This window comes from Micromonospora sp. NBC_00860 (assembly GCF_045207375.1).
Taxonomy (GTDB): Bacteria; Actinomycetota; Actinomycetes; order Mycobacteriales; family Micromonosporaceae; genus Micromonospora; species Micromonospora vinacea.
Genome location: NZ_CP108825.1, coordinates 3,295,167 through 3,321,329 on the forward strand (window position 1 = coordinate 3,295,167; position 26,163 = coordinate 3,321,329).

The 26,163-nt window shown below is 71.0% G+C and carries 21 protein-coding genes; 12 read left to right on the plus strand and 9 right to left on the minus strand.

Annotation, left to right across the window (positions count from 1 at the left end; translation table 11 throughout):
- Window positions 1–27: 27 nt before the first annotated feature.
- Window positions 28–1,110, plus strand: coding sequence for a LacI family DNA-binding transcriptional regulator (locus OH804_RS15195; protein ID WP_406065911.1), 1,083 nt, complete (start codon window positions 28–30; stop codon window positions 1,108–1,110).
- 147 nt (window positions 1,111–1,257) lie between these two features.
- Entirely contained in the window at window positions 1,258–4,719 is a 3,462-nt protein-coding gene (locus OH804_RS15200) for an alpha-glucuronidase family glycosyl hydrolase (protein WP_406065913.1), read from the plus strand.
- A 122-nt stretch (window positions 4,720–4,841) separates the two neighbouring features.
- Here the strand turns inward: OH804_RS15200 and OH804_RS15205 are convergent, their stop codons facing one another.
- The gene (locus OH804_RS15205; protein WP_406065915.1) at window positions 4,842–7,841 is read right to left on the minus strand and encodes a glycosyl hydrolase family 95 catalytic domain-containing protein; all 3,000 of its coding nucleotides are present in this window, start codon (window positions 7,839–7,841) and stop codon (window positions 4,842–4,844) included.
- A 456-nt stretch (window positions 7,842–8,297) separates the two neighbouring features.
- On the opposite strand from OH804_RS15205, the gene OH804_RS15210 reads away from it, so the two are divergent.
- On the plus strand, window positions 8,298–8,768 hold the full coding sequence (locus OH804_RS15210) for a hypothetical protein (RefSeq protein WP_406065917.1): 471 nt from the start codon (window positions 8,298–8,300) through the stop codon (window positions 8,766–8,768).
- 95 nt (window positions 8,769–8,863) lie between these two features.
- On the opposite strand, the gene OH804_RS15215 is transcribed toward OH804_RS15210, so the two are convergent.
- A complete protein-coding gene (locus tag OH804_RS15215) occupies window positions 8,864–9,322 on the minus strand; it encodes a hypothetical protein (protein WP_406065919.1) in 459 nt (152 codons plus the stop codon).
- 242 nt (window positions 9,323–9,564) lie between these two features.
- On the opposite strand from OH804_RS15215, the gene OH804_RS15220 reads away from it, so the two are divergent.
- Window positions 9,565–10,572: a hypothetical protein gene (locus OH804_RS15220; RefSeq protein WP_406065921.1), complete on the plus strand. Its 1,008-nt coding sequence runs from the start codon at window positions 9,565–9,567 to the stop codon at window positions 10,570–10,572.
- 15 nt (window positions 10,573–10,587) lie between these two features.
- Here OH804_RS15220 and OH804_RS15225 read toward each other — a convergent pair whose 3' ends face one another.
- The gene (locus tag OH804_RS15225) at window positions 10,588–11,391 is read right to left on the minus strand and encodes a helix-turn-helix domain-containing protein (protein WP_406065923.1); all 804 of its coding nucleotides are present in this window, start codon (window positions 11,389–11,391) and stop codon (window positions 10,588–10,590) included.
- Window positions 11,392–11,567: 176 nt separating this feature from the next.
- Here OH804_RS15225 and OH804_RS15230 point away from each other — a divergent pair, with 176 nt between their 5' ends.
- The 4 genes from OH804_RS15230 (at window position 11,568) to OH804_RS15245 (ending at window position 14,496) form a co-directional block, all read left to right on the plus strand.
- The gene (locus OH804_RS15230) at window positions 11,568–11,912 is read left to right on the plus strand and encodes a DUF1330 domain-containing protein (protein ID WP_196922492.1); all 345 of its coding nucleotides are present in this window, start codon (window positions 11,568–11,570) and stop codon (window positions 11,910–11,912) included.
- Window positions 11,913–12,003: 91 nt separating this feature from the next.
- Window positions 12,004–12,879, plus strand: a complete 876-nt coding sequence (locus tag OH804_RS15235; protein ID WP_196922491.1) for an alpha/beta fold hydrolase — start codon at window positions 12,004–12,006, stop codon at window positions 12,877–12,879.
- Window positions 12,880–13,212: 333 nt separating this feature from the next.
- Window positions 13,213–13,938 carry a TetR/AcrR family transcriptional regulator gene (locus OH804_RS15240; protein WP_406065926.1) on the plus strand — a complete coding sequence of 242 codons (726 nt, stop codon included), beginning with the start codon at window positions 13,213–13,215 and terminating at the stop codon, window positions 13,936–13,938.
- A gap of 159 nt (window positions 13,939–14,097) precedes the next feature.
- Window positions 14,098–14,496, plus strand: a complete 399-nt coding sequence (locus OH804_RS15245) for a hypothetical protein (RefSeq protein ID WP_406065928.1) — start codon at window positions 14,098–14,100, stop codon at window positions 14,494–14,496.
- 15 nt (window positions 14,497–14,511) lie between these two features.
- On the opposite strand, the gene OH804_RS15250 is transcribed toward OH804_RS15245, so the two are convergent.
- The 6 genes from OH804_RS15250 to OH804_RS15275 form a co-directional block, all read right to left on the minus strand.
- Entirely contained in the window at window positions 14,512–14,895 is a 384-nt protein-coding gene (locus OH804_RS15250) for a hypothetical protein (RefSeq protein WP_366339817.1), read from the minus strand.
- A 109-nt stretch (window positions 14,896–15,004) separates the two neighbouring features.
- Complete coding sequence (locus OH804_RS15255) at window positions 15,005–16,174, minus strand: hypothetical protein (RefSeq protein ID WP_406065930.1); 1,170 nt, start codon at window positions 16,172–16,174, stop codon at window positions 15,005–15,007.
- Window positions 16,171–16,686, minus strand: coding sequence for a SigE family RNA polymerase sigma factor (locus OH804_RS15260; RefSeq protein WP_406065932.1), 516 nt, complete (start codon window positions 16,684–16,686; stop codon window positions 16,171–16,173). The genes OH804_RS15255 and OH804_RS15260 overlap by 4 nt, the downstream gene beginning before the upstream one ends.
- A 146-nt stretch (window positions 16,687–16,832) precedes the next feature.
- Window positions 16,833–19,382, minus strand: coding sequence for a hypothetical protein (locus OH804_RS15265; protein WP_406065934.1), 2,550 nt, complete (start codon window positions 19,380–19,382; stop codon window positions 16,833–16,835).
- Window positions 19,379–20,704, minus strand: a complete 1,326-nt coding sequence (locus OH804_RS15270) for an SWIM zinc finger family protein (RefSeq protein WP_406065936.1) — start codon at window positions 20,702–20,704, stop codon at window positions 19,379–19,381. Before OH804_RS15270 ends, OH804_RS15265 begins: the two co-directional genes overlap by 4 nt.
- A 39-nt stretch (window positions 20,705–20,743) precedes the next feature.
- Complete coding sequence (locus OH804_RS15275) at window positions 20,744–21,922, minus strand: MalY/PatB family protein (RefSeq protein ID WP_406065938.1); 1,179 nt, start codon at window positions 21,920–21,922, stop codon at window positions 20,744–20,746.
- Window positions 21,923–22,205: 283 nt separating this feature from the next.
- Here OH804_RS15275 and OH804_RS15280 point away from each other — a divergent pair, with 283 nt between their 5' ends.
- From OH804_RS15280 to OH804_RS15295, 4 genes are all read left to right on the plus strand, one after another.
- The gene (locus OH804_RS15280; RefSeq protein ID WP_406065940.1) at window positions 22,206–23,252 is read left to right on the plus strand and encodes an SMP-30/gluconolactonase/LRE family protein; all 1,047 of its coding nucleotides are present in this window, start codon (window positions 22,206–22,208) and stop codon (window positions 23,250–23,252) included.
- Between the two features lie 231 nt (window positions 23,253–23,483).
- Window positions 23,484–23,867, plus strand: coding sequence for a haloacid dehalogenase-like hydrolase (locus OH804_RS15285; RefSeq protein WP_406065942.1), 384 nt, complete (start codon window positions 23,484–23,486; stop codon window positions 23,865–23,867).
- 156 nt (window positions 23,868–24,023) lie between these two features.
- A complete protein-coding gene (locus OH804_RS15290; RefSeq protein ID WP_406065944.1) occupies window positions 24,024–24,872 on the plus strand; it encodes an oxygenase MpaB family protein in 849 nt (282 codons plus the stop codon).
- Window positions 24,873–25,211: 339 nt separating this feature from the next.
- Window positions 25,212–26,138: a hypothetical protein gene (locus OH804_RS15295; RefSeq protein WP_406065946.1), complete on the plus strand. Its 927-nt coding sequence runs from the start codon at window positions 25,212–25,214 to the stop codon at window positions 26,136–26,138.
- Window positions 26,139–26,163 lie beyond the last annotated feature (25 nt).

Genomic DNA, 26,163 nt, shown 5'->3' on the forward strand with positions numbered 1-26,163 from the left:
CGGCGCGTAGCCGGGAGGAGCATGAAGATGCCCGACCACACCAGGCCGCCGGGAACGAGAGTCACGATCTACGACGTCGCCTCCGAGGCCGACGTCTCACCGTCCACCGTGTCCCGCGCCTTCTCCCGACCGAGTCGGGTCAACTCCGAGACCGCCGAACGGATCCGGCAGGTCGCCGAGCGGTTGGGCTACCGGACCAACCCCCTCGCCCGCGCCCTCACCACCTCCCGTACCCAGATGATTGCGCTGGTCATCGCCGACATCACCAACCCGGTGTACGCCGAGATCGTGCGCGGCGCGCAGGAGGTCGCGGCCGATGGCGAGTACACCACGGTGCTGATCGACGCCCAGGAGTCCGACCGGCTGGAACGGGCGGCGGTCGAACGCACCATGTCGACAGTCGACGGCATCGTGCTGGCCAGCAGCCGGATGTCCGACTCGGCCATCCGGATGGTCGCCAAGCAGCGGCCGGTGGTGGTCCTCAACCGCGCTCTCGCCGACGTGCCGTGCGTCGTCACGGACGACCCGCGTGGGGTGCGGCGGGCCGCCGAGCACCTCGGTGAGCTGGGGCACGACCACATCACCTACGTCGCCGGACCGCAGGCGTCCTGGCCCAACGGCGTGCGCTGGCGCTCGCTGCTCGAGGCGGGCATGGAGCTGGAGATCAAGGTTCGCCAGATCGGGCCGTTCAGCCCCACCATGGCAGGCGGTGAGCGGGCCGCGCAGGAGCTATGCGCCCGTCCCGCGACGGCCGTCCTGGCCTTCAACGACCAGATGGCCATCGGGATCATCCGCGGCCTCACCCGGATGGGCGTCGACGTTCCGGGCGACGTCAGCGTCGTGGGCTTCGACAACATCCTCGCCGGAGACATCGTCACGCCCGGGCTCACCACCGTCGCGGCACCGCTCTTCGCGGAGGGCTCGGCCGCTACCCGGCACCTGCTCACGATGATCGAGGGGGCACCCGGGCACACCGGCCGGCCGATGGTCCTGCCGGTCCGCCTCGTGGTCCGCGACTCGACGGCAGTGCGCAACCCGAGCCCCGGTCGGGCCCGACCACAGTGGGTGCGGCAGCGGCCCGTTCCCGGCCCGGCGGCCCACCTGCCGTGAGGGCCGCACGGCCCCGCGACAAGAAACGACAACTCGTTGCCGAGGCGGAGCCACGCCGGGAAGGATCGACGCACATCCATCCAGCAACGTCGTTGCGCTCGCCGGACGGGCCGAACGGCGTCCCAGCGGACGAACGAGGAGATGGCGATGAACCGAGCTTCGGTGCCCCGGCTACGGCGAACCCTCATCGTGCTGGGCACGGCACTCGCCACCGTCGCGGCCACCCTCACCGTCGCCACCACCACGCCGGTCGCCGCGGCCCCGTCGCCGGACGACTACAACGGCTCCGACCTGTGGCTGCGGTACGTGCCGGTCGACGACGCGAAACTGCTGCGCGACTACCGCCGGGCGGCCACGGCGATCGTGGTCGAGAACGCCGACACCACGAAGGTCCACCGGCACACGACGGACCTCGCCATGGCTCCCGGTTCCACCGAGAAGCTCGTCGAGACCACGCTGGGCGCCGCCCGGGACGAACTGGTCCGCGGCCTGGGTGGGCTGCTCGGTCAGCCGACACCCGTGGTGACTGCCGACGGCGGCTCGGTCCCGGACGGCGCGGTCGTGGTGGGCACTCCGGCGAGTTCGCCGCTGGTGGGCCGCACCATCTCGACCCGCGACCTGACCACCGTGGGCGACGAGGGCTACCTCGTCCGCTCGGTGTCGACGGGCAGGGCCCGGTTCACCGTCATCGCCGGCAACACCGACCTCGGCGCGCTGTACGGCACCTTCGCCTTCCTCCGGCTGCTACAGACCCAGAAACCCATCGACCACCTCCGCGTCGCGGAGTCACCCAAGATCAAGCATCGGTTGCTGAACAACTGGGAGACCGAGCGTCTCTACGCGGGCAACAACGCCTCCGGAATCGGAGGGCTGAACGGGGAGAGCGGGGCGATCTTCAACTTCGCCGCGACCGGGGCCAGCGCCGGCCGGAACCTGCCCGTCATCCTCGACCGCTACCTCGTCATGGCCCGCGCGCTGGCGTCCCTGGGCATCAACGGCATCACCATCAACAACGTCAACGCCGACAACGCGTACCTGACCAGCGCCCGCATCGCGCAGGAGGCTGCCCTCGCCGACGCGCTGCGCCCGTACGGGATCAGGCTGGGCCTGTCGATCCGCTACACCGCGCCCACCGACAGCCGGTTCGCACCGGACACGCTGACCAACAGTCAACTCGACCCGTACGGCGCGGATTTCCGGGGCTGGTGGCACCGCCGGGCCCAGCAGATCCAGGCCGCGATCCCGGACTTCATGGGCCTCACCGTCAAGGCCAACTCCGAGGGCCAGCCGGGGCCACAGGACTTCGGGTACGACCACGGTGACGGCGCCAACGCCATCGCCGCAGCAGTGGCGCCGCTCGGGATGACAGTGCACTGGCGGACGTTCGTCTACAACGCCGAGGTCGACAACGACCGGCTCAAGCGGGCCTACCTGGAGTTCGGGCCGATCGACGACGAGGTCCAGCCGGACGGCAGCCGGGGACGTTTCGCCGACAACGTGTTCCTCCAGACCAAGAACGGGCCACTGGACTTCCAGGCCCGGGAGCCCATCCACCCGATGTTCGGCCGGATGGAGAACACCAACCAGGCCCTGGAACTCCAGATCACGCAGGAGTACACCGGCCAGAACTGGATGCTGGCGTACCTCGGCCCGATGTACGAGGAGATCCTCAAGACCGACACGTACGCGACCGACGCGAACGGGAAGCTGCTGAAGAAGCGCCTGGTCGGCAACATCGTCGACGGCACCGCCCAGCACCACCCGGACACCGCCATCGTGGGTGTCGCCAACCTCGGCAACGCCGACAACCTGACCGGGCACCACTTCGCCCAGGCGAACCTGTTCGCCTTCGGACGCCAGGCGTGGGACTGGACGCTCGACTCGGCGGACATCGCGACCGACTGGACGCGGATGACCTGGAGCAACGACCGGCGCGTCGTCGACACCATCCGCGCGATGATGATGGGGTCGTGGGAGTCGCTGGTCAGCTACCAGACGCCGCTGGGCATCGGCCACCAGTTCGCCGAGGGCGTCCACTACCGTCCCGACCCCGCCGACTGGGCGGGCCGCGACGACTGGAGCCCGATCTACTACAACAAGGCCGACAGCGTCGGTCTGGGCTTCGACCGCTCCCCCACCGGCAGCAACCTGGCCGCCCAGTACTTTCCCCGCTTGCAGCGGCGCTACGGGAACATCGACTCGGTTCCGGAGAACCTGCTGATGTGGTTCCACCACGTGCCGTGGGGCCATCGGATGGACAGCGGCCGGACGTTCTGGGACGAACTGGTCTACCGCTACCAGATGGGCGTGCAGTACGTGACCTGGATGCGGGAGACCTGGGACGCGCTCCGGCCCGACATCGACGCACGCCGGTTCGCTGAGGTACGCGCCAAGCTGGCGGTCCACGAGGCGGACGCCGCCGACTGGCGGGACACGTCGGTGAACTACTGGAAGGAGTTCAGCGGGCGAGACATCCCGGTCGACGACGCACCGCTGTCGGCGACGATCGTCGTGAACGGGAAGACGTTCGGCGGCTTCAACCTGTCGGACGCCTCGTACACCATCCCGGTGCCGGCCGGGGCGTCGCCGACCATCACGAAGGTGCGGACGGCCGACCGGAAAGCCCGCTACGAGATCGTCTCCCAGGCGTCCGCCGTACCCGGTCAGGCGGTCGTCAAGGTCACGACGGAGGGCTTCTTCGGCCCCCTGGTGAAGAACTACGTCTTCAATCTGGTGCCCGACACGACGCTGACGACCCTGCGGGTCGGCGGCAAGCGCCTGACGTCCTTCGCGCCGACGGTGCTGCGCTACAACGCCCTCGTGCCGGCCGGCACCACCACAGTGCCGACGGTCACCGCCACCACCGCCGACCCCGCCGCCTCGGTCACTGTCGAGCAGGCGACCGGCCCCACCGGTCAGGCTCGGGTCACCGTCACGAACGGCGGAGCGTCGTCGGTCTACACGGTGGACCTGAACACCACCCTCACCGGCAGCGACGAGTTCGACTCGACCCAGCTCGGCCCGCAGTGGCAGTGGGTCCGTCCGGACGAGAGCAGCCGGCGTCTGACCGACGGGTCCCTGGTCGTCACCGCGCAGCAGGGCGACCTCCAGGGCAACGCCAACACCGCGCGGAACCTGGCCCTGCAGGACGTCGACGGCGACTGGACGGCCGAGTCCCGGGTCGTCTTCTCCCGCCCACTCGCCGCCAACAACGAGCAGGGCGGTGTGCTCGGGTACGCGGACGACGACAACTACGTGAAGCTCGCCTGGGAGATGGGCAACGCGACAGCGGCCGTCAACAAGACCCGGATCGTCTTCCTGCGCGAACAGAACGGCACGGCGTCCACCCTGGAGATCACCGGTGCCGACGCCCAGCGGATCGTCGGGGCCGACGGCGCCATCTGGCTGCGACTGACCAAGATCGGCGACAGCTACCGCGCCTACTACTCCACCGACGGAAGCGTCTACCGCTACATCGGCTCCCAGACGCTGAACGTGGAGCCGACGAAGGCTGGGCTGCTGGCCTTCAACCGGGCCGGCACGTCCACCGACCTCGCCGTCGCCTTCGACTACTTCCGGATCGAGAGCCGAGGCGAGCGCATCCGCTGAGCATGCGCGATGGTTGGCCCGGCATGTCGATGTGCTGGTGAGCGGCACCGGAAGCCGTGACCGGGCCCGTCCCCAAGTTGGGACGGGCCCGGTCACGCTCCCCCGAGCAGGATCCGTTGCCGTCAGCCCCCGATCGCGATGGCGAAGACGTGCATGGTCGGCACGTTCGTCGCGGGTCGGGCGCTGATGTTCGGCAACACCACCGAGGCCACCGCCTTGCTCTGCAACGCGACGCCCACGTAGTAGATGCAGGCCGCGGTGGCCTGGCGGGTGTTGTTGGGCCGGTTCTGGTAGGCGGACACGATGGCTGCGGTCCCCCCGGAGTGCGGCCCGCCGTACCAGTCGGGCGTGCTCAGCGTGAACGTCTGGCGGGTGCCGTCGGCGTAGACGACCGTGCCGGTCCCGGACACCGCGCCGTAGGTGCCGGTCAGCAGGAAACCGAGCGTGCTGCCAGTGCCGGTCACGCCGATGGTCTGGCCCGAGGCGATGGCGTTGTCGGCGGCCCCGGAGCTGACGTTGGGCCAGCGGAAGTTGACCCCGTTGCGGCTGATCGTGCCGCCCGGGCTGGCGCCGGCCTGCGCCAGGGCCTGCGCGGAGAGCGACGCCCCGCCGCCGTCGAAGTTGCCGACGTTGGTGTTGCTGTCGCTGGTGATGCCGACGTTGCTGAAGCTCTGCTCCAGCGTCGGTGTGGCGACCCCGGAACTGGTGACCCGGTAGGTGCGTCCGCCCGACACTGTGACGTCGATCAGGTCGGACTCGATCCGGGTGGTCCGGGCCGCCGTACCGTCGGCGGTGTCGACCACAGTCACGGTGCCGGTCAGGATCCGGGAGCGCAGGCGGACAGTGCCGGACCGGTCCGGTCGGATGAGGATCTCGGTGGCCACACCGCTCGCCCAGGTGACGCCGACCGTGTGCCCACCCCGACCGCGCAGGCCGGTCACCCGCCCGCTCGGCCAGGCCGGCGGCAGCGCGGGCAGGACGTGCAGCTCGCCGGTGTGACTCTGCAACAGCATCTCGGCGATGCCGGCGGTGGCGCCGAAGTTGCCGTCGATCTGGAACGGTGGGTGCAGGTCGAACATGTTGGGCGCGAGTCGCGCGGTGGTGGCGAGGTAGCGGATCAGGTCGTGCGCCCGCTTGCCCTCCTCCATCCGAGCCCAGAAGTTGATTTTCCAGGCCAGCGACCAGCCGGTTCCGTCGTCGCCGCGCAGCGCCAGGGTCCGCCTGGCCGCCTCGAACAGCTGCGGTGTGCCGCGCTTGGTGATCTGGTTGCTGGGTGCCAGCCCGTACAGGTGCGAGATGTGCCGGTGGTTGGGCTCGGTCTCCACCCAGTCGTAGAGCCACTCCATGATGTTGCCGCGCGAGCCGACCTTCATGGGTGGGAGCCGGTCCCGGGTGGCGCGGACCTGCGCCCGGAAGGTGCTGTCCACGTCGAGGATCTCGCTCGCCCGGGCGCATGCGTCGAACAGGTCCCGCAGGATCTGGTTGTCCATGGTGGGGCCGGCGCAGATGCTGGCGTTCGAATGGTGGCTCAGCTCCGGCGAGTTCGACGGGTTGGTCACCAGGTAACCGAGGGTCGGCTCGGTCACCAGGGTGTTGAGGAAGAACTGCGCCGCGCCCTTCATGGCCGGGTAGTTCGTCCGCAGGAACTCGATGTCGCCGTTGAACAGGTAGTGGTCCCAGATCAACGTGGACAGCCAGGCGCCACCGGTCTGCCACATGCCCCAGAACGCGCCGTCCACCACCGCGGTCGCCCGCCACGCGTCGGTGTTGTGGTGGGTGACCCAGCCACTGGCGGCGCCGTACTGCACCTGGGCGGTCCGCGCTCCGGTGACGGCGAGGTCTCTGACCATGTCGAAGACCGGGTTGTGACACTCGGCCAGGTTGGTGGTGTTGGCCGGCCAGTAGTTCATCGGCAGGTTGGCGTTGATCGTGTACTTCGAGTCCCAGGAGGGGGCCAGCGAGTCGTTCCAGATGCCCTGGAGGTTGGCCGGCTGGGTGCCGGGCCGCGAGGACGAGATCAGCAGGTACCGCCCGAACTGGAACAGCAGCGCCGAGAACTGCGGGTCGTTGACGCTGTTGTGCTGGGCGATCCGGACATCCGTCGTCTGGTCGGCCGCGGAAGTGCGGCCCAGATCGAGAGTGACCCGCCCGAACAACGCCTGGTAGTCGGCCACGTGCCGGCTGCGCAGCTGGTCGTAGCTGCTGGCCCGCGCGGCGGTGAGGCGCTGCCGGGCGATGCCCTGGTAGTCGCCGCCGACGTTGCGGTAGTTGACGTAACTGGAGCCGATGGAGACCAGCAGGGTCACGCTGTTGGCGTTTGTCACCCGCAGGGTGCCGCCGGAGCTGGACACGCTGCCGCCGCTGACTGTCGCGTTGGCCAGGGCGAGGAAGCGGACCGCGCCGGTGACGCCCTCCATGTTTCCGGAGACACCGTCGAGACCGATCGTGGTGCCGTCCGGGCTGGACACCGTGGTGCGCTGCGGGCTGTCGAAGGTGGCGGTGAAACTGATCGAGCCGGTCCGGTCGGCGGTCAAGCGGATCGCGATGACCTGGTCCGGCGCGCTGGCGAACACCTCCCGCTGGTGACGGACGCCGTTCAGCACGTACGTCGTCGTGGCGGTGGCGGTGGTGAGGTCGAGCGTCCGGTTGTGCTGCGAGGCTCCGCTGGCGGATCCGAAGGCGAGGCGGAGGTTGCCGACCGTCTGGTAGGCCAACTGGCCGCCGGGGTTACCCATCATGGTCTGGTTGACCAGATCCTGGGCCTGGGTCCACTGGTTCGCGTTGACCAGCCGGCGAATCTCCGCGAGGGCTCCCGCGCCCCTGGGGTTGCTGGGGTCGTGCGGACCGCCGGCCCAGACGGTGTCCTCGTTGAGCTGAAGTCGCTCGGTGTCGACGTTGCCGAAGACCATGGCGCCGAGCCGGCCGTTGCCAATGGGCAGCGCCCGCAGCCAGTCGGTGCCGGCCCCTTCGTCGTACCACAGGGCCATGTCCCCGGCGGCCAACACCTGCGGCGGCGCCACCGAGTCAGCTCGTGCCACGGCGGTCCACGGCACCGGCAGGAGAGCGCCGCCCGCGCCGGCCGCGCCGATCTTGAGGGCTTGCCGTCGGGTCAGGTCTGACATCGATCCTCCAAACGGTGACCAGTCCGGCCACCCCGAAGCGTGACAACTATGGGACTCGACATGGGGATCCGCTTGGTGGCGCCAACCGGGACCCTGCCTGAGCAGGCCGACGCCGGGCCTTGGCGAGCCAGACATCTGATGTGTTTCGGGAAGGTTACTCCGAGGCCACAGAATAGGCAACGGTCGATCGATAGGTGGACGCGCGGCCCCTCTGGCCGGTCAGCGAGACGAACGGGCGGGTGAACAGCGGCAGACCGAGGCGGCACGGCACTGTGATTCGCCAGATCGACGCCCACGGCCACCCACCCCGATGGCCATACATCAGATGTACGGAGACGAGCGGCCGAATGCCGCTGGCACCAGCTCCGACGTACACCCTCGAAACGGCAGCGCAACCCCGCCGGGCCCACGGACGTGTAGTGGGAAATCCCGATCGATGCGTCACTCGGAGGAGCCATGACACTGACCGCGCTCCGCGCCCTCCTGCCCGTCGCCGCGCTGGCCGGCCTGGCCGCCTGCACCGCCACCGCCCCCACTCCCGCCGCCGAGGCGAGCAACACGCCACCGGCCAGCGCCGCACCCACCTCGCCCGCGACCCCGTCCACCGCCGTCAGCGCGTCACCGACCCGCAGCGCGTCACCCGACACCGCCCGGGCCGTCTGTCCGGTGAGCGCGACGACCCTCCAGCGCGCCTCCGGGTTGGACAGCAGCACCCACCGGATCGACAGGGATCAGATCAGGTGCGCCAGGCAGTGGGCCACTGCCGGTGTGATCGCCGTCGACCCCGGGATGCAGGGCGACGGTGTGCTGTTGTTCAAGCACTCGAACGGTGGGTGGCAGAAGGTGGGCGAGGGCAGCGCACTCGAATGCACCCCGTTCGGCATACCGCCAGAGATCGGCGACGAGGTCGGCTGTAGCGACCACTGAACGGTCGGGTGGCGTCGACGCGGCACGCAGCCTCCCGACCGAGGAGCCCGGACCGGCTGTTGCACCGGTCCGGGCTCCTCTGTCGGTGGAGACGATCAGTCGCAACCCAGTGTCTGCGTCGTGCGGGGCCAGGCCTCTACCCGCTCGGAACCCGGGTAGACCACGTACGCCAGGTTGTCGGAGTCGCTTGCCGCCAACCACAGTTGCTGCCCGTCCGGGCCGGTGTAGTCGGTGGTGCGGGCATCAGCCGGCAACTCGGCGCCCGGGGCGTAGCTGGCGCGGACCTGCGCAGCGAGCCGTCCCGAGGGGTCCCGGACGTACTGCCGGTTCGCCGCCGGGCCGGTCTGACCCGGCAGCGGCCAGGTGATGTGCAGGAAGGTCAGATCCTGCCAACCACAGTGCTCGGACCCCGCGTACGACTCGACGGCCTTGTCCTGACCCGCGCCGTTGCTCCAGTAGGCAACCTCGGCGTCACCCGATCCGCAGGCCGCGACGACGAGAGTGCCGACGATCAACGCCCAGCGGACCGGCCAGCTGGAGCGGAAGCCGGACACCACTGACCCCCTTCGCCGGTGAGCTGCCAGGTGCTGACCCTCGTACCCGCTACTTGTGGGCCAACCTATCAAGCTGCTTGGCGGAGGTGGTGATCTCTGGAGACCGTGACCGTACGAACGGTGACGACCGTGGATCCGCCATGACACCGTGCGTTGGCCGCCGCCCGGCGCGTCGCGTCCGCAATCGGGTTGTCCTCCGCCGGCAGGCGGGTGACCATGGGCGGCATGGCGGGAGGACGGCGGTGAGATCGCCTCTTCAGGGCGGACTACCGCCGGGCGGCGCGGTGGTGGTCGGCGCCGTCGTGGAGATCGCCTGCGACGAGTCGGGTTTCTCGGGTACGAACCTGCTGCACTCGACCGCCCCGGTGATCACGCACGCGAGCGTCGACCTGGTCGTCGACGAGGCGGTCGCGCTCATCACCGCCCTGCGGTCCGGGTTCCGGTTCTCGCCGCACGAACTCAAGTCCGGCCGGTTTCTGCGCGGCTCGGGTGCGCAGGAGGCACTGGAGTGGTTCCTGGCGGCGCTGGCCGGCCGCGCGCACGTCCACCTCATCGACAAGGAGTTCTTCCTCGTCACCCGGATCGTGGACTTCCTGCTGACCGAGCCGTCGTACGCGGCGGGCACCCGCCTGGCTCGCGAGCACCATCCGGCCGCTCTCGCCCTGCACGAGGCCGGACGACCGACCGGAGGCGACTGGGATGCCTTCCTGTCGGCGTTCGTCGACCTGGTCCGGATGAAGCGGAGACTTCCGGTCGTCCAGACGGTGCGGCGGTTCTTCCAGGCCCGGGACGCGCTGCGGCGACACGGCCTCGGCACGGTGGCCGACGCCGTCCTCGACGGGCTCCGCCCGAACCATGTGCGGGCCATGGTGGCCCGGCTCGACGTCGACGATCGCACGGTCCCTCCCCCGCTGGAACCGCTGCTGCCGGCGCTGGCCGAAACGGTCCTGTCCTGGAGCGGCGGCCAACGGCAGGTGCTGGTGACCCACGACGAGCAGAGCGCCCTGACGGCCGACCGGCTGACCCGCCTTCAGCGGGTGCTGGCCGCCAACGGCGACGCGTCGGCGGCCGGCGTCGACCGGGCTGAGGCGTTGCCGGACGGCGTGTCACCCCTGGCGGGGCTGGTGATGGTCGACTCCCGCGACGATCCGCGCGTCCAGGTCGCGGATCTCCTCGCGGGAGTGGCCCGGCGGATGCCCGGCATCATCGACGACGCGCTCCGTCAGCCGCCGCCCGTTCCCACCGGGTGACGACAGCAGCCCTGGTCACGACGCGGCACGGGCTCGGAGGGCTTGCGTGGTCGCCGAGTCAGCGGGAAAGAACGCCTCGACGGCCAGCCCGGCGACTGTGACATCCCGCGGCGTACCGAAGAGGGTCGTGGTGCTGACGAAGGACAGCTCCTGGTCACCGTGCCGGTATCGGAGCGGGATGAGAACACGTGAGAGCACATCGCTGGCCGGTGTCGTGTCGACGTCGCCACCGGGATAGCCGCGCAGCTCCTCATGCAGGTCGTACAGGGTCGGGTCGTTGGTTGACGTCGCCTGCTGGTGCAGCCGTTTCAGCAGGTGGGCACGCCATTCGGGCAGATTGACGATGCGCGGTGCCAGGCCGTCGGGGTGCAGGCTGAGGCGCAGCACGTTGATCGGTGGGGTGAGCAGGTGCGGCTGCGCGTCCATGGTGAACAGGGCGACGGCAGGGTTGGCGTCGACGAGGTGCCAGTGCTGGTCCACGAGCAGCGCGGGGTACGGGCTGTGACCGTCGAGGATCTGCCGTACGGCGGCCCGTACCGGCGCCAACTCGGGGTCCCCCAGTTCGTGGCGGGGGTAGGCCGGCGCGTAACCGCCGGCCAGCAGCATCGTGTTGCGCTCGGCCAGCGGCATCTCCAGGTGCTCGGCCAGCCGCAGGATGAGGTCCGGGCTCGGCCGCGACCGGCCGGTCTCGACGAAGCTCAGATGCCGGGCCGACACTCCCGCCTCGATCGACAGGTCGAGCTGGCTCATCCCGCGAGTCCGCCGCCAGTCGCGCAGCAGCTCCCCCACCGGTCGCTTCGGCCGAGTTGAGATCGTCACTCACCGACCCTAGTTCCGCGCCGGCACCCCGGCCATTACCTGCCAGGTAATCGACAGCCCACCACGACACCGGAAAAATCTGTCCCGGCACGACCGATCCGGTACGGCGGCGACCCACGCCGATCGCCGGCCCCTGCCACCCAGGTCACCGCACCAGACGCAAAGGACGGACCATCATGACCGCGTACGCGCTCGCGCACCTCCGCAAGGCACCCATCCACGACGAGGTGCTGACGTACCTGGAGCGAATCGACGCCACCCTCGCACCCTTCGCTGGCCGGTTCCTCGTCCACGGCGGTGCCGTCGACGTGCTGGAGGGCGACTGGCCCGGCGACGTGATCGTCATCGAGTTTCCGGACCTGAACCAGGCCCGCTCCTGGTACCGGTCCAGCGCCTATCAGGAGATCAAGCCCTTGCGGACGAGGCACCTCACCGGCGACGTGATCCTCGTTGACGGGGTCGAGTCCGGCCACGACTCGTCGCAGATGGCCGCGACCATCCGCCGCGCCACCGGTCGGTAGCGCCCGACGCACGAGCGCCGTCCCGAAGAACCGGATGGCTCGCCGTCCTCAAGGCACCCTGACACCGGCCAGCCGGCCGTAGTCTCATCGGATGCAGGACATCCAGACGCACACCCTGGTCATTCCCGGCGTCGACCTGGTCTACGACGTCCGCGGCCCGCTCCCTCCCACTGGCGCCCATCGTGCGCTGCTCATGATCGGCCAGCCGATGACGGCGGAGGGCTTCACCGCCCTCGCCCCGCACTTCACGGACCGCACGGTCCTCACCTACGACCCGCGTGGCCTGGGCCGCAGCGTCCGCAAGGACGGTCGGTCCGACCACACGCCGCAGCAGCAGGCGGCCGACCTGCACGCGCTCGTCGAGGCGCTCGACGTCGGGCCGGTCGACCTGTTCGCGAGCAGCGGCGGCGCGGTGACCGCACTCGAACTGGTCGCCACCCACCCCGGTGACGTCGCCACCCTGGTGGCGCACGAACCGCCGATCAACGCCGTGCTCCCCGACGCCACGGCCGCCGAGCGCGCCCGAGCCGGCTTCTACGAGGCGTACCAGGCGAAGGGCTCGGGCGCGGGGATGGCCGCGTTCATCGCGATGACCTCCTGGCAGGGCGAGTTCACCGATGCCTACTTCGCCCAGCCCACCCCCGACCCGGCGATGTTCGGCATGACCGCCGACGACGACGGCAGCCGCGATGACCCGCTGCTGTCGCAGAACTCGTGGGCTATCACCGACTACCGCCCCGACGCGGGGCTGCTCACCGCCGCTCCCACCCGGATCGTGGTCGCTGTCGGCGAGGAGTCGGCCGGCACGTACACCGCCCGCACCGCTCTGGGCCTCGCGGCGCTGCTCGGCCAGGAGGCCGTGGTGTTCCCGAGCCACCACGGCGGGTTCCTCGGCGGCGAGTTCGGCTACGCGGGCAAGCCCGAGGAGTTCGCCGCGCGGCTGCGGGAGGTGCTGGACGCGGGCTGACCCCTGCTCAACGGGTTGCGTCGGAGTAGACCTCGACGTCGTAGAGCAACTGCACATCACGGCGGCCGTTGGTGATGCCGACGAAGACCGGGTCACCGGCCGGGGTGCGGCCCTGACGCCACGCCTACTCCCGGGCGGCCTCCCGCGACTCGTGATGGATTCTGCCCTCGTGATGCAGTTGCAGCACCCGACGGGCGGTGGCGCGGTCACTGTCGAGGTGGACTCGCAGGAGAGGCACGTCGGAACCTCCTTGCGCAACCGTCACTCCAACTTTCCTACGAACAACCACCTTACCGCCGTTAAATTGCCTGTCCATCTGTTTAGGATGCCTCCATGCCCCCCGTCGACCCCGGCATGTCCACCTCGCCCTCGACGGCGCGACCGGACAATCACGCCGCGCCGCCGGTATGGCTGCGCGCAGCGCCGTTGCGGGCGCGGAGGAAGCCACCCCTGACCCTCGATCGCATCGTGGACGCGGCAGTGATCGTGCTGGACGAGCTTGGCGCCGAGGGCCTGACGATGCGCTGCCTCGCGCAGCGGCTCGACGTGACGGCGACCGCGTTGTACTGGCACGTGAGGACGAAGGACGACGTCCTGGACCTGGCCGTCGACCGGATCTTCGGCGATGTGCCCGTTCCGGACGCGAGCGACAGCTGGCTGGAGGACATCCGCGTCCTCGTTCGCGCCTGGCGCGGCGCCATTCTGGACCATCCCTGGGCAGCAGGGCTCGTCGGCCGCCCCATGCTCGGTCCGAACGTGCTGGCCCGCACCGAGTTTCTGCAATCGGCGCTGGTACGCGGCGGCCGTAGCGGGCTGCACCTCGCGGTGGCGACGCGCCTGCTGGCCAACTACGTCATCGGCGCCTCGCTCACCGAAGCCACCTGGCGACGAACCACGGAGCCGGAAACCAGGGCCGCGGCCCGCGCCCACGTCGTGGCGAGCGCCAACGCCTATCCGACCCTCGACGCCTCGGGCCACCTCGACGACACGCGATGGGACGACGACCTGCTGTTCGAGGAGGGCCTCGACGCCATTCTCCGCACGGCGGCCCGGCGGTAGCGAGCGAGCCCACCGGCACCGGTGCCAGCCCCGCACCGCCCGGAACGATCAGGAGGCCGGAGCTCGTGCAGTTGGCCCGACCGGCCGTATCGTGGGACGAGGAGGCGACGATCCGCCGCCTTCGATGAAGGGCCTCCCGCGACGGCCGAGGAGTACGAGATGATTGGTCTGGCGACCGTCGGCGCGATCGTGGGCGTCCTGCTAGTCGGTCTCGTGGTCCTGGTCGGCAAGCCGGCCGACGCTCGGTCGGTGCTCAGATGGTCGGCCCTGGCGATCACCGTGCTGGTGGCCGCCGTGCTGACTCCCTTCACTGTGGACGACTCGGGCGCCGCGGCCGGCTATCTGCTCGGCGTTCCCGTCGTCGCGGCGATACTGCCCGTTCTCGCCCAGCGGGTCGGTCGGCTGACCCTGGTCGCCGATCTGGTGGCCGCGCTCGTGATCACCGGCTGGGGCCTGCTGCTCGGGCTGGGCATCGGTGGTGCGTTCCTACCAGCGGTGATACTCCTGGTCGCCAGCGCCGCGGGCACCTGGGCGCCGCGGCCGTCCACCACCGGTTGACCCGGTGACGCGCGGTCAGCCGTCCGGGGTGAACAGCCCCTGGACGCCGACGACGATCGCGATGAGGCCGAAGATCGCGAGCAACAGCCGGACCCCGGTGGCGCCGTCCGACCGATCGTCGCGCGGCGTCGACCGCCCGGTCAGTCGGCCCCACAGCAGGGCGAGCCCCACCCCGATCCCCACCACCTCGAAGTGGAACACCCGGGGCCCGGACACCAGGTGGACGATCAGGTAGTAGCCGCCGGTCACCAGTGCCACGAGGCCGACCACCCACGCGATCGGGGCGGCCCGACCGGCGAGGCGGCCCAGGTCGTCGCCGACTCGTGGCAGCAGCCGCAGCACCGCCACGGCGAGCAGGAAGCCACCGACGATGTTGGCGAGGTCGAGCAGCAGAGCCATAATCACGAGGAGTCTCCGTTGATCGGGTGATCAGCCGGTGGGAGCGTACCCACGGACCCGGTCGGCTGAAACGAGCCGGACGGCACGCCCCCACGGTGGACTCACCACGTCAGCGCGTGCACCGCCACACCAGCGGCCGATACGCCTGCTTCTCGTAGACCGCCCCGACCACCGTCAGACCGTCGTCGCTGATTCCCTCGGCCGTGTACGTGCCGGCCTCGGTCGCCCGGACCTCGGGGTGGCCCGGCAACCGGCGGGAGGTGCCATCCGGGGCGACGACCAGCGGCGCACCGTCGCTGACCAGCAGCTCACCATTACCAGCAACGCCGTTCGCCCCGGGGTAGGGCAACAGGTTCACCGCCCCGGTAGCGAGGTTCCACCGGACCGGCAGCATCTGCACGGCGCCGCTGCGCTTGCCGCCGGGAACCATGCCGATCGCCCATTCGCCCCGCGCCGAGTCGACCGACGCCCGCGGGTAGCCGTCGGGCACCGCCAGCGCCGACCCGACGCCCTGCGGAGTCCACCGGTAGGGCTGATCGCCCATGGTGCCGACCACCGTGCCGTCCTCGGTGATCCCGGTCGCGGACGACCCCCGCTGGCCGACCAGCCGGTACTTCTGGGGTTGGTCCATCGACCACAGCACAGCCTGGTGCGAGTCGTCGGACCTGCGGGCGGTGCCGACGATGTCGCCCCGACCGTTGACGGCGTGCACGAGCACCGCGTCGTAGCCGGGTGGAGTGGCCAGAAAACGCAGCTTCCCGTCCCGGTACAGCCAGCCGGTACCGTCGCCGTCGGTGCCGACCACATCGCCACGGGTGCTGACCGCGGCCGCGTGCCGCGCGGCCGCCGGCAGGACGACCGGCCGGCCGTCGGTCCACAGCACGACCCGTCCGTCCTCCTGCCCGGTGCCGATGTCGCCGACGATGTGCCGCCCGCTGGGGTCGACCCTGTTGGCCACCGCGACCGGACCCCCGATCGGCTGCGACAACCACGACGCCTGGCAGGTGAGTGGCGGGCGCGGGACGGCCGACCCGCTTGCGCCGGGTGACACAGCGAGCGCCGGCGGGGTGGGAACCGGCGGGCCGGCGGTCCCGCCGACCTGGACAGCGCCGACGACGCCGACCCCGGCCAGCACCGTCAGTGCCGCGATCCCGCCGACGCGGCGACGCTGGCGGCGCCGCCGGCCGTCGCGGACCGCCCGGCCCAGGTCGACCCGGGGCTCGGGCACCGGCACCGAGCGCAGCAGCTCGGCGATCCGCTGATCGTCCACCGTGGTCATCTCGGACTCCTCACTGACATCTCGGTGACGTCGAGCACCTGGCGGACGGCCGCCAGCGCCCGAGCCGTCTGCGACTTCACGTTGCCCTCGGAACAGCCCATCGCGGCGGCCGTGTCGGCCAGCGACAGGTCGCACAGGAACCGCAGGACCAGCACGGTGCGCTGCCCGCGCGGGAGGCGAGCGAGCGCGGCGAGCAGGCTGTCCCGCTCGGCCAGATCGTCCTGTGGCGTCACCGGCGAGCGCTCCGGCTCCGGCATCGACCCCAGCAGCCGGACCTTCGCCCAGCTCAACCGCTTCTCGTCGACGAGCTTGTGCACCAGCATCCGATGGACGTACGCGTCGACGTTGTCGGCCCGGCTGACCCGGCGCCAGTTCACGTAGAGCGCGGTAATCGTCTGCTGCACCACGTCGTCGGCCAGATGGGCGTCGCCGCACATCAGGAACGCGGTCCGATGCAGGCTCGGCAGTCGCGCGGAGACGTACTCCACGAACTCACCCTCGGCATCCACCATCGAGGCTCCCTCCTCCGCAAGCTCGACGGGACCGGACGACCATCAGGTTGCGTCCCCGTCAAAGTACGGTCGGAAGCCAGACCATTCGACCGACGCGGCCGGGCCGGTGGTGTCCCGGCCCGGCCGCGGTGCGGGCGGAGCAGCTTTCAGGCGGTCAGTGCGGTGGCGAGTCGGCGAGCCTCGGTCACCAACCGACTCGTGCCGCCGCGCGCCACCACGTCCGCCAGCCCCGGCACCTCGATGAGCACGCCGGTGGACCTGGCCGTCTCGGCCGCCAGGGCCAGCAGGTCGGGCGTGCCGCGAGGCGGGGCCGGCGCCGCCAGCATCGGTGGCAACGCGGCGGCGAGCAACCGCCAGACGCTCAGCCGGGCACCGGCGGCGATCGCGTCGCGCAGCGGTGTGACCACCCTGGTCAGCGTCACCTGGCCGTCGGCCGCCAGTGCGCCCAACTGGCCGCCGACACCCGGAGCATCGAGGTCACCAGCGGCCGCCAGCATCAGCAGGGCGTCGAGGGTCGCCACCCGGTCCACCTCGTGCCGGGCGCACAGCCCGTAGGCCAGCGCCAGGTCGAGCGCCGGACCACCCGCGCCGGCACACTCGGCGAGTACCGGCAGGATCGTGGCGGCATCCTGGGCGTCCTGCTGCGCCGCGCTGGCGAACTCGGGCAGCAGGTGGGCGGCGACCAGCCCCCGGTGCCCTGGTAGCAGCGCCGGCCACAGGTTGCTCGAGTCGCCCGGCCCTCGTCCGATCGGCCGTGCCCGGACGGTGAGCAGCCCGAGCGGATCCGCGACCTCCTCGGGTGGGGCAGTCGTGACGAGGGTGCGCCGCACGGGTAGCCCGTCGTAGCCGAAGTCGTAGGTGTGCCTGCGCTCGCGTCGGTCGACCGTCACCAACTGCTGGACCGTTGCCGGCAGGGCGTCACCGCGCAGCCACCCGGCCAGCTCGTCGCCGGCCGCAGTGCCGAGCGCGGCGGCCCGGCTCGCCAGCGACTCGTCCACGCCGGCGGGCAGTCGCAGCAGGGCCTGGGTGAGATCCCACCGCCACACCGGGCGGTCGCCGAGGGCGGCCACCCGTTCGTAGAGCGCGGTCGGGTCGAGGGCACCGGTGACGCAGGTCGGGGCGGCCAGCAGGCCGGGGTCGTCCCGCCCGTCCAGGCGCTGTCCGATCTCCGCGAGCCGGGCGCAGTAGACAAGCGTGAGCGCGGACTGGAGCGGCGGGTCGGCGGCCGACCGGCGGCGGAACGGGCGCAACGTCCGGGGCAGTAACTGGCTGAGGATGCTGGACCACTGGTCGCGGCGGCTGGTCGCCTCGGACGGCGCGGCGGCGGCCAGCAGGACGCCGTTGAGCTGGACCGACACGTTGAACTGCGACCACATGTTGTCCCAGGCACCCACCTGGCCCCGCCGCAGCACCGGCAGCAGGGCGGTGGACAGCCGGTCCCGGTCGGTGGTGGTCAACCGAACCAGCCCGTCCAGGACCCGTTCCACTGTCAACGCGGACCGGCGTGGGGTGAGCAGCCCGGAGACCTCCTCGACGAGCTCGTCCACCTCGGTGATCGGCGGTGCGGCGAGCGCGGGCGACACCGGCGGGGGGAGCTCGTCGCCGGCCACCCTCACGGTGACAGTGGCGACCGGCCGGTGGCCGTACCGCTGGGCCAACGCCGTCGCGCGGTCGCGCAGGTCGGCGGCCGGGTGTTCGCTGCCCGAGGCGAGGACCTCGGCGATGTCGGCCGCCCGATCGGGGTTGTGCCGGGCCAGTCGGTCCAGCCAGGACAGCTGTGCCCGCACCAAGGTCTTCTCCGGCCGGCCCAGCACGACCCGCGAGGTGTCCAGCAACGACTCGAACTCCACCGGCCCGTCCGCGTCGCGCAGCGCTCGCTGCGCGAGGCTGGCCACCGGCCCGGGCCCGTCGGCGAGCAACCGCAGGTATCCGCTCGCCCGCACGGCCACCTCGTCCGGGCTGGGTCGAAGCTCTTCGTGCAGGGCGAGGAACGGACGCAGCGCGCCCGGCCGGTCACCGCGCAGCAGCCGACCCAGCACCCCGTCCAGGAGCACGGCCCGGTCGAGCCGCCCCTCCGCCGCGAGTGCCGCCAGCGTCGCGGGCACCGCCCGCCCGCCGCCGCCGAACCCCAGGTCGGTGCCGATCCCGTCGACATCGAACAGGCGCGGCAGCAGCACGTCCAGGAACGGGTCGGCGCGCAGCCGGTCGAGCAGCGGTGCCCGCCGTTGCTCGTCGGACGACCGTTGCCACCACATCGACTGCGCCCAGCCGACGACGAACGCGTCGCCGGTCGGCGGCGGCACCTTCTCCGCCAGCAACAGCCCGGCGACGAAGCGCCAACCGTCCCACGCTCGGCTGCGGGGCAGCCGCTCGGCCAGCCGGTACGCCAGGTCGGCCAGCCAGGGCACTCCTCGCTGTCGGGCCGCGGCAACCACCGGCTCGGGGTCGGCATCCGTCAACATGATCGACTGCCTGCCGAGCAGGGCGGCGGCCTTCGTCGCGGTGCTCAGCGTGCCCACCGCGGCGACCGCCAGCGCGGTCGCCTCACTCCCCCACGCCCAGTGGTCGCGCCGTTGTCGGACATGGGCGATCAGTTCGTCACCGAGCGCCCGCCGAGCCGGATCGTCCAGGGTGTGCAGCATCGACCCGACGGTCGTCACATCGCCGCGGCTCAGTGCCCTGAAGAAGTCCGTCACACCGCCACCTCCGCCAGCATGGACACCGCGAGGGCGTGCTTGCACGGGCCGCGCTGTCCCCGGTACTTCCCCCACCACCGGCAGGTGCAGGTGAGGTTCCCGTCGGGAAGTCGGCGGACGCGGTAGTCGTCGTCGCCGCTGCGTACCGTGGCATGATCGCCGTCGCGGCGGACCGCGCCCCGCTCGACAAGCGTGCGCGCGCCGACCAGCCGGGGATTGTCCCGCTCGGCTCGGCCAGCGTCGTGCGGCATGACCCGGTGGAAGTACCCGGCGTCGGCGACGTCGTAGCCGACCCGGCCGGCGGTGCCGAGCTGGGCCAGGGCCGCGCGGACCCGGTCGTCGGACAGGCCGGTCGCCTCAGCCAGCGCGGCGACGTCGATCGTCGGATCCCAGGAGAGCAGGGCACCGACCAGCTCCGCGTCGTCGATCACCTCGTCGCCGGCGAGCGCGAGCAACGCGGCCCCCTCGCCGGAGAAGCCCCGGTACGGCTCGGGCGAGAGGGTCAGCGACAGCCGCAGGGACCCGGTGTCCAGTTCCCACGTGCTCGGCACCGCCGGTGAGCCAGCACGCACCGCTGGCCCGTACACCCGCAGGGTGCGGGCGTGCCGGAGCAGCCCGCGTAGCGCCGCGAGCCGCCCCGCGCCGGCCAGACAGACCGCCCCCGGCGTCGGGCGTGAGGTCAGGCGGAGGGTACGCCCGGCCGGCACCGCCCACAGCACCGAACGGTCGCTGCTCCCGGGCAACCGGCGCAGGAACGCCGTGGCCTCGGCGGCGGGGATCTCCGCGCGCGGCTCGAACCCGGCGGTGAGCACGTGCACCTCGGCGAAACCGCGCATCCAACGCCCCGGCAGCGGGACCTTCCGCTCCACCACCGCACCCTCCATGGTGGAGACGGTGAGGTCGTCCGGGCCGACGGCCAGGTGCAACGGCTCGATGCCACCCACCCGGGCGAGGGCCTCCCGCAGCGGCGGGTTGACGTCCACGTTTGTGGTGCCGTGCCCGGCGATCTCACCGTCGAAGCCGGCCGGGAGCACGTCCATCCGGGCGTACACCCCGCAACAGCCGGAGAAGGACTCGAATCGCAGCCGCTCCCGGCTGCCCGTCACCACCGGGTCGAGGCTCGCCGGGCTGACCGGCTGGTGGTAACGGGTGCGGGCCACCTCGGCCACGGCGAGCAGCCCGCCCGCCGCCGCTGCCGGGGTGGTGAGAAACCCGGAGAAGAAGCGCGGATTGGCCGCCGGGCCGCCGCTGGTCTGAAGGTCGAGGCCAGCGGTACGCAGAGCGGACGGCTGGAGATATCGGTACGTCTGGACGGCGTTCACGGGCACACCGTAGAGCCACCGACCGACACCTGGCCGGTCTCAGCCGACGGCGCTGGTCATCCGGCGTACCGCTTCGGTGATGAGCTCCGGTGCGGTGGCCAGGTTCAGTCGCACGTGCCCCCCACCGCCGGTCCCGAAGGCCGATCCAGGGTTGAGCGCCACCCGGCCACGGTCGAGGAACACGGTGGCCGGGTCGTCGCCGAGGCCCAGGGCGCGGCAGTCGAGCCAGGCCAGGTAGGTGGCCTGACCGGGTTGGTACCGGACGGCCGGCAGGTGCTCGGCGAGCAGCGCGGAGAGCAGCCGACGGTTGTCGTCCAGGCCGGTCAACAGGGTGTCGAGCCACTCGCCGCCGTCGCGGAAGGCAGCGGTGTGGGCGATCACGCCGAGGTGGCTGGTGCTGACGCTGACCCCGAACGGGACGCGGGCGAGGTCTTCGGCCGCGGCCGGACCGGCGACGAGGAGCCCACCGCGCAGGCCGGCCAGGTTCCACCCCTTGGAGGCCGACATCAGCGACAGGCCGTTCTCCGCGCCGGGCACCGAGAGGTACGGCACGAACCGCGCTCCCCCAGCCACCACCGGCGCGTGGATCTCGTCGGCGACCACCCGCACCCCGTGCCGCTGGGCCAGACCGGCGACGGCTGTCAGCTCGGCCGCGCTGTGCACGACGCCGGTCGGGTTGTGCGGGCTGCAGAGCAGGTACGCCGCCGGCCGTCCACCGGCGCGGGCCCGCCGGAACGCGTCCTCCAGCGTGCCGAGGTCGATCCGCAGGTCCTCGCCGAGCGGCGCCTCCACGATCCGGCGGTCGGCGTGCGCCACGGACTCGTAGAACGGCGGGTAGACCGGGCAGTTGACGACCACTACGTCCCCCGGCTCGGTGACCAGCCGCAGTGCCTCGACGACGCCGTGCATGACGTCGGGCACCAGCGCGGTGCGCTCCACGGCCAGCCCGTCCCAACCCCACCGCCGCGCGGCGAACTCGGCCAACGCCTGCGGGTACGCCGTGCCGGCGGTGTAGCCGGTGTCACCGCGCGCGACGGCGTCGGTGATCGCCCGGGCGACCGGCTCGGCCAGGGGCACGTCCATCTCCGCCACCCAGAGGGGCAGCACGTCGTCGGGGTACTCCCTCCACTTGAGGCTCGTCCGTTGCCGGAGCTGGTCGATCGTGAGCTGGCGGAGGGGGTTGACGGCGGTTGGGGCACCACTGAGCAGGCCAGTCATGACCCGAGCCTATTTCCCCGCGTCCGGCCCGACGACCCGGGCCACCGCTGATTTGTCCACTGTGGTCGTACCGGAAGGATTCTCCGGCGCTCTTTGGCATTGACCTGCGTCTTTGTGTGTGGGCCCCGATCCGTTTCGGAGACGACGGCGAAAGATTGCTGCGGGTCGCTGGTCAATGACCTAGGCTCCCGAATATCCACGTCGACGGCCCGCCCTCACGCCGTGCCAGCCACCGACCTCGCACGCCGGCCATCGCAACCCTCGACGCCGATTGGAGTAATCGATGACCTGGCGTCCAACCATTGCCGCACTGGCCGGCCTGTGCCTCGCGGTCAGCGCCACCACACTGCCCGCCGGTGCTGCCGCCAACGCCGAGCAGGTCAGCGCTCACGCCGCGCTCGCTGGTCCGCCCGGCGCACCGCCCGGGGTCTGCCCGACGGGGGCCAGTTACGGCCCACCGCTGCCGGCCAGCACCCTGACGGCCCCACGGATCCGGGGCGGATTCACGTTCCTCGAAGGGCCGGTCTGGGTCGCCGACGGTGGCTACCTGCTGATGTCCGACATGGCCGGCGGCACCGGGCCGTACAACGTCCAGCCGTCGACGATCCGCCGGTTCACCCCGCCGGCGGCCTTCGACACGTTCATCGCCAACGCCGGCAGCAACGGCCTGGCGCTCAGCGCCGACGCCCAGCAGCTCGTCGCGGCCACCCACGACCAGCGGAGCGTGTCCGCGTACCGCCTGAGCGACCGGGCCCGCAGCACCGTCGCGGCCAACTACCAGGGCCGGGCGTTCAATTCGCCGAACGATGTCGCGGTCCGCTCCGACGGCGTCGTCTACTTCACCGACCCCAACTTCCAGCGCGGCAACCGCCCGGACCAGATGAGCGGGCGTACCAGCGTCTTCCGCGTCTCCAACGGTCAGGTGTCGCTTGTCGACGACCGGTTGCGCCAACCCAACGGCATCTCTCTCTCCCCGGACGGGTCCGCGCTGTACGTGGGCGCCTACTCCGAGAACAAGATCTACAAGTACGTGGTCCAGCCCGACGGCAGCATCGGCGCCCGCAGCGTCTTCGTGAACTACATCGGCGGTCCGGACGGCGGCACGATCGACTGCGCCGGCAACGTGTACTGGACCTCGGGCGGGGACTCCCTGGTCCACGTCTACTCCCCCACGGGCACCCAGCTCGGCACGATCCGGCCCGGCAACTCCGGCACCACGAACGTGGCGTTCGGCGGCCCGGACCGGCAGACCCTCTACATCACGTCGGGTCCGTGGGGCGACTCCGGGCTGTACAGCGTGCGGCTCAACATCCCCGGATACCCGTACTGAGCGCGGCTGGCTGGCGCGCCGCTGCCGTCGTAGCCCGACGTGGCGGCGCGCCAGCCAGCGGTGGCGGCGATGAACACCACCGCCCCGACCACCATCAGCGCGGCGGCCAGGAAGGTCTGCCGCCGCGCCTCCGACGTCGCCTGACACGTCCCGGCCACCCGTACACTCGGCCCATGGTGAACCGCCCACGGCACCGGGGAGCCCGGGCGCATCATCGGGGCCGGTCTGCGGATGATCCGTACCCACCTCGCCGCAGGCGACCGGGTCATCGTGGTGACGGCGTGTGAGCACACCCTGGCGCGTACGGTGCTCGACGCGACAGGTCTCGCCGGGGTCGAGCTCGTGGCCTCGCGCATTCACGGGCCGAGGCTGATCGTGCACAACCACGGGGCGACCAAGATGGTTCAGCTCGCCGCCCAGGGGGTGACTCCGCCGTGGCGGGTGGCCTACAGCGACTCGTTGTCGGATCTGCCCATCCTCCGCGCTGCCGAGCAGCCCGTGCTGGTAAACGCGAACCCGCGGCAGGCCGCCAGGGCGCGACGGTTACTCGGCGCCCGGCTGACCACCGTCACCTGGACGGGTGGGCACGGCCCGGCGGAGGAACCTGACACGTGAGCCGGCTCCCGGGTGACGTCCGGCGCCACTGTCGCTGCGCCGCCGGCAGAAGAACGTTCCTCCGCCGGAGCGGCCCAGCGACCCCCACCAACAAGCGGCGACCCGAGAACCCGCCGCTCCGGGCACCCCACATCCCACAGTTGGAGACCCCCGCCGATGAGAGGCCGCTACGACAACCTGGCCCGTACCCGCGCGCTCGACCCGGAGCGCGACTACCTGGACATCTACCAGACGATGCTGCGCTACGAGTTTCCGTGGGACCTGAAGCTCGGGCTCAACCTCGCCTTCAACAGGTCCTTCTCCATCCCCGCCATCGCCGCCGTGCACACCGCCACGGGCGAGCTGACCGAACGCACCCAGCAGCGGATCGACGACACCGGCCTGCTGATGTACGAGATGGTGCTCAACGGCTTCGACCAGCCTCGGGGCCGCGACGCGTTGCGGCGCGTCAACCAGCTCCACCGCCCGTACGACATCAGCAACGACGACTTCCGCTACGTCCTCGGCTGCCTGGTCGTGATCCCCACCCGGTGGTTGCAGGAGTACGGCTGGCGCCCACCCTGCTGCCACGAACGTCACGCCACGTACCTGTTCTACCGGGAACTCGGCCGACGGATGGGCATCACCGACATTCCCGGGTCGTACGACGAGTTCGAGACCTGGTTCGACGCGCACGACGCGGTTCACCTTCAGCCCAACGATGACGCGGCGGCCATCGAACGCGCCACGCGTACGCTGATGCTCACCCGGATCCCGCGGATGCTCGCGCCCCTGGGAAACGCTCTGGTCAGCGCCATGTACGACGCGCCGCTGCGGCGCGCGACGCGGGTCGACAGGCCGGCCTGGCCGGTCCGAGCCGGGTTGCACGTGGCCTTGAAGACGCGCTCGCGGTGGCAACGGTGGTTCGGAGCGCCACGGGCGACCGCGTTGTTCGTCGACGGGATCAAGACCAAGAGCTACCCCGACGGGTACGAGATCAGCCAGCTCGGCCCACGCCACGAGTAACACGTCGGCGCTGCTGGCGTCCATCGCCTCGACGGCGCGGGGGCGCCAGCAGCCGCCTAGCAGGACGACCGGACGTCGAGGACGACCGGGGTGCTCTGGGTGACGGTGCCGTCGCTGACCCGGAGTTGGGGGACGTACCGACCGGGCGCCGACAGACGCGTTTCGGAGGTTTCTGAAACGCGCTTGACATTGATGTCGACCTTTGGCTGCCTGCGGAGAGTCGGCCGGCCGGATTGAGGCCAGGGCGGGCAGTGCGCCGTGCCCCTGAGAATTTCCTCCCTGCTTGTAACGTGGAATCAGCTTCGACGTATGGATGACGCAAGCAGCCACGGAGGCGACATGACCGATGATCGCCAGGGTCGGCCAGAGGACAGCCGCGATCACCGGATCATGTGGGCCGTCACGCTGGTCACCGCCGCCGCCGGGGTTCCCGCTGCACTGCTGGCCGGGAGGCCCGTCTCCACCACGCTGCTCGGCGTGCTGCTCCTGGTGGCACTGCCGGCCCTGACCCTGTGGCACACCATCCGCGGCGGCCTGGCGGGGCACCCCCGTCACCTCGTACTGTCGCTGAGGGTCATCTCCGTAGCTGTTTTGCTGGGCACCGTGATGGCCGTCGCGGTGCCCGCCGGGCGAAATTTCGTCCTGCACAAGGCGTTCGGCTGGCCCGATGACGACTCGGGGATCGAACAGGTCCTCGCGGTGGCGCCGCCACCCACCTCGCCCACCACGCCGGTTGAGCGGAGCTACCGGCGGGCCCGGATCGTGATCGAGAACCCGTCTGCCCGGCCCAGATTGGTAACCCACCTGGAAGTGACGTCACAACGGAGAGTGCGGATTGACTGCCATGGCCAGGGAAAAGAGGGCCGGCACACCTACACCATCACAGGCGCGGTGGATCTGAAGTCGGGCCGGGATCAGCGGTTCATCGGCTCGGCGCAGGAAGAGGTCTCGGCCGAGGAGGTAACCGACGAGGAGGCCGGCGCAGCGAAATCCGCTCGCAGCGGAGGGGCCGCCAGCCTGCCGGTGGATGGCAGGATCCGAGTACCAGGCTGCGGCCCGACGGAAGTCGCGTCGATCTCGGTCTCCTTCGACGTGACAGTCGCGCTCGCTCCCCAGTCCTTCACCACGATCGAGGTGGACTTCGCACCGGAACTCCTGCGCGCCGCCAGACTGAGCGGACTGAACCCACGCGACATGTCCGTGACGGCCACTCTTGGAAAGGGTGGCGAAATCAGGCTGCGGAACTGCACGGAAGACTACTGCTGAGAAGGTCGGCAGTAACGCGCCCGGC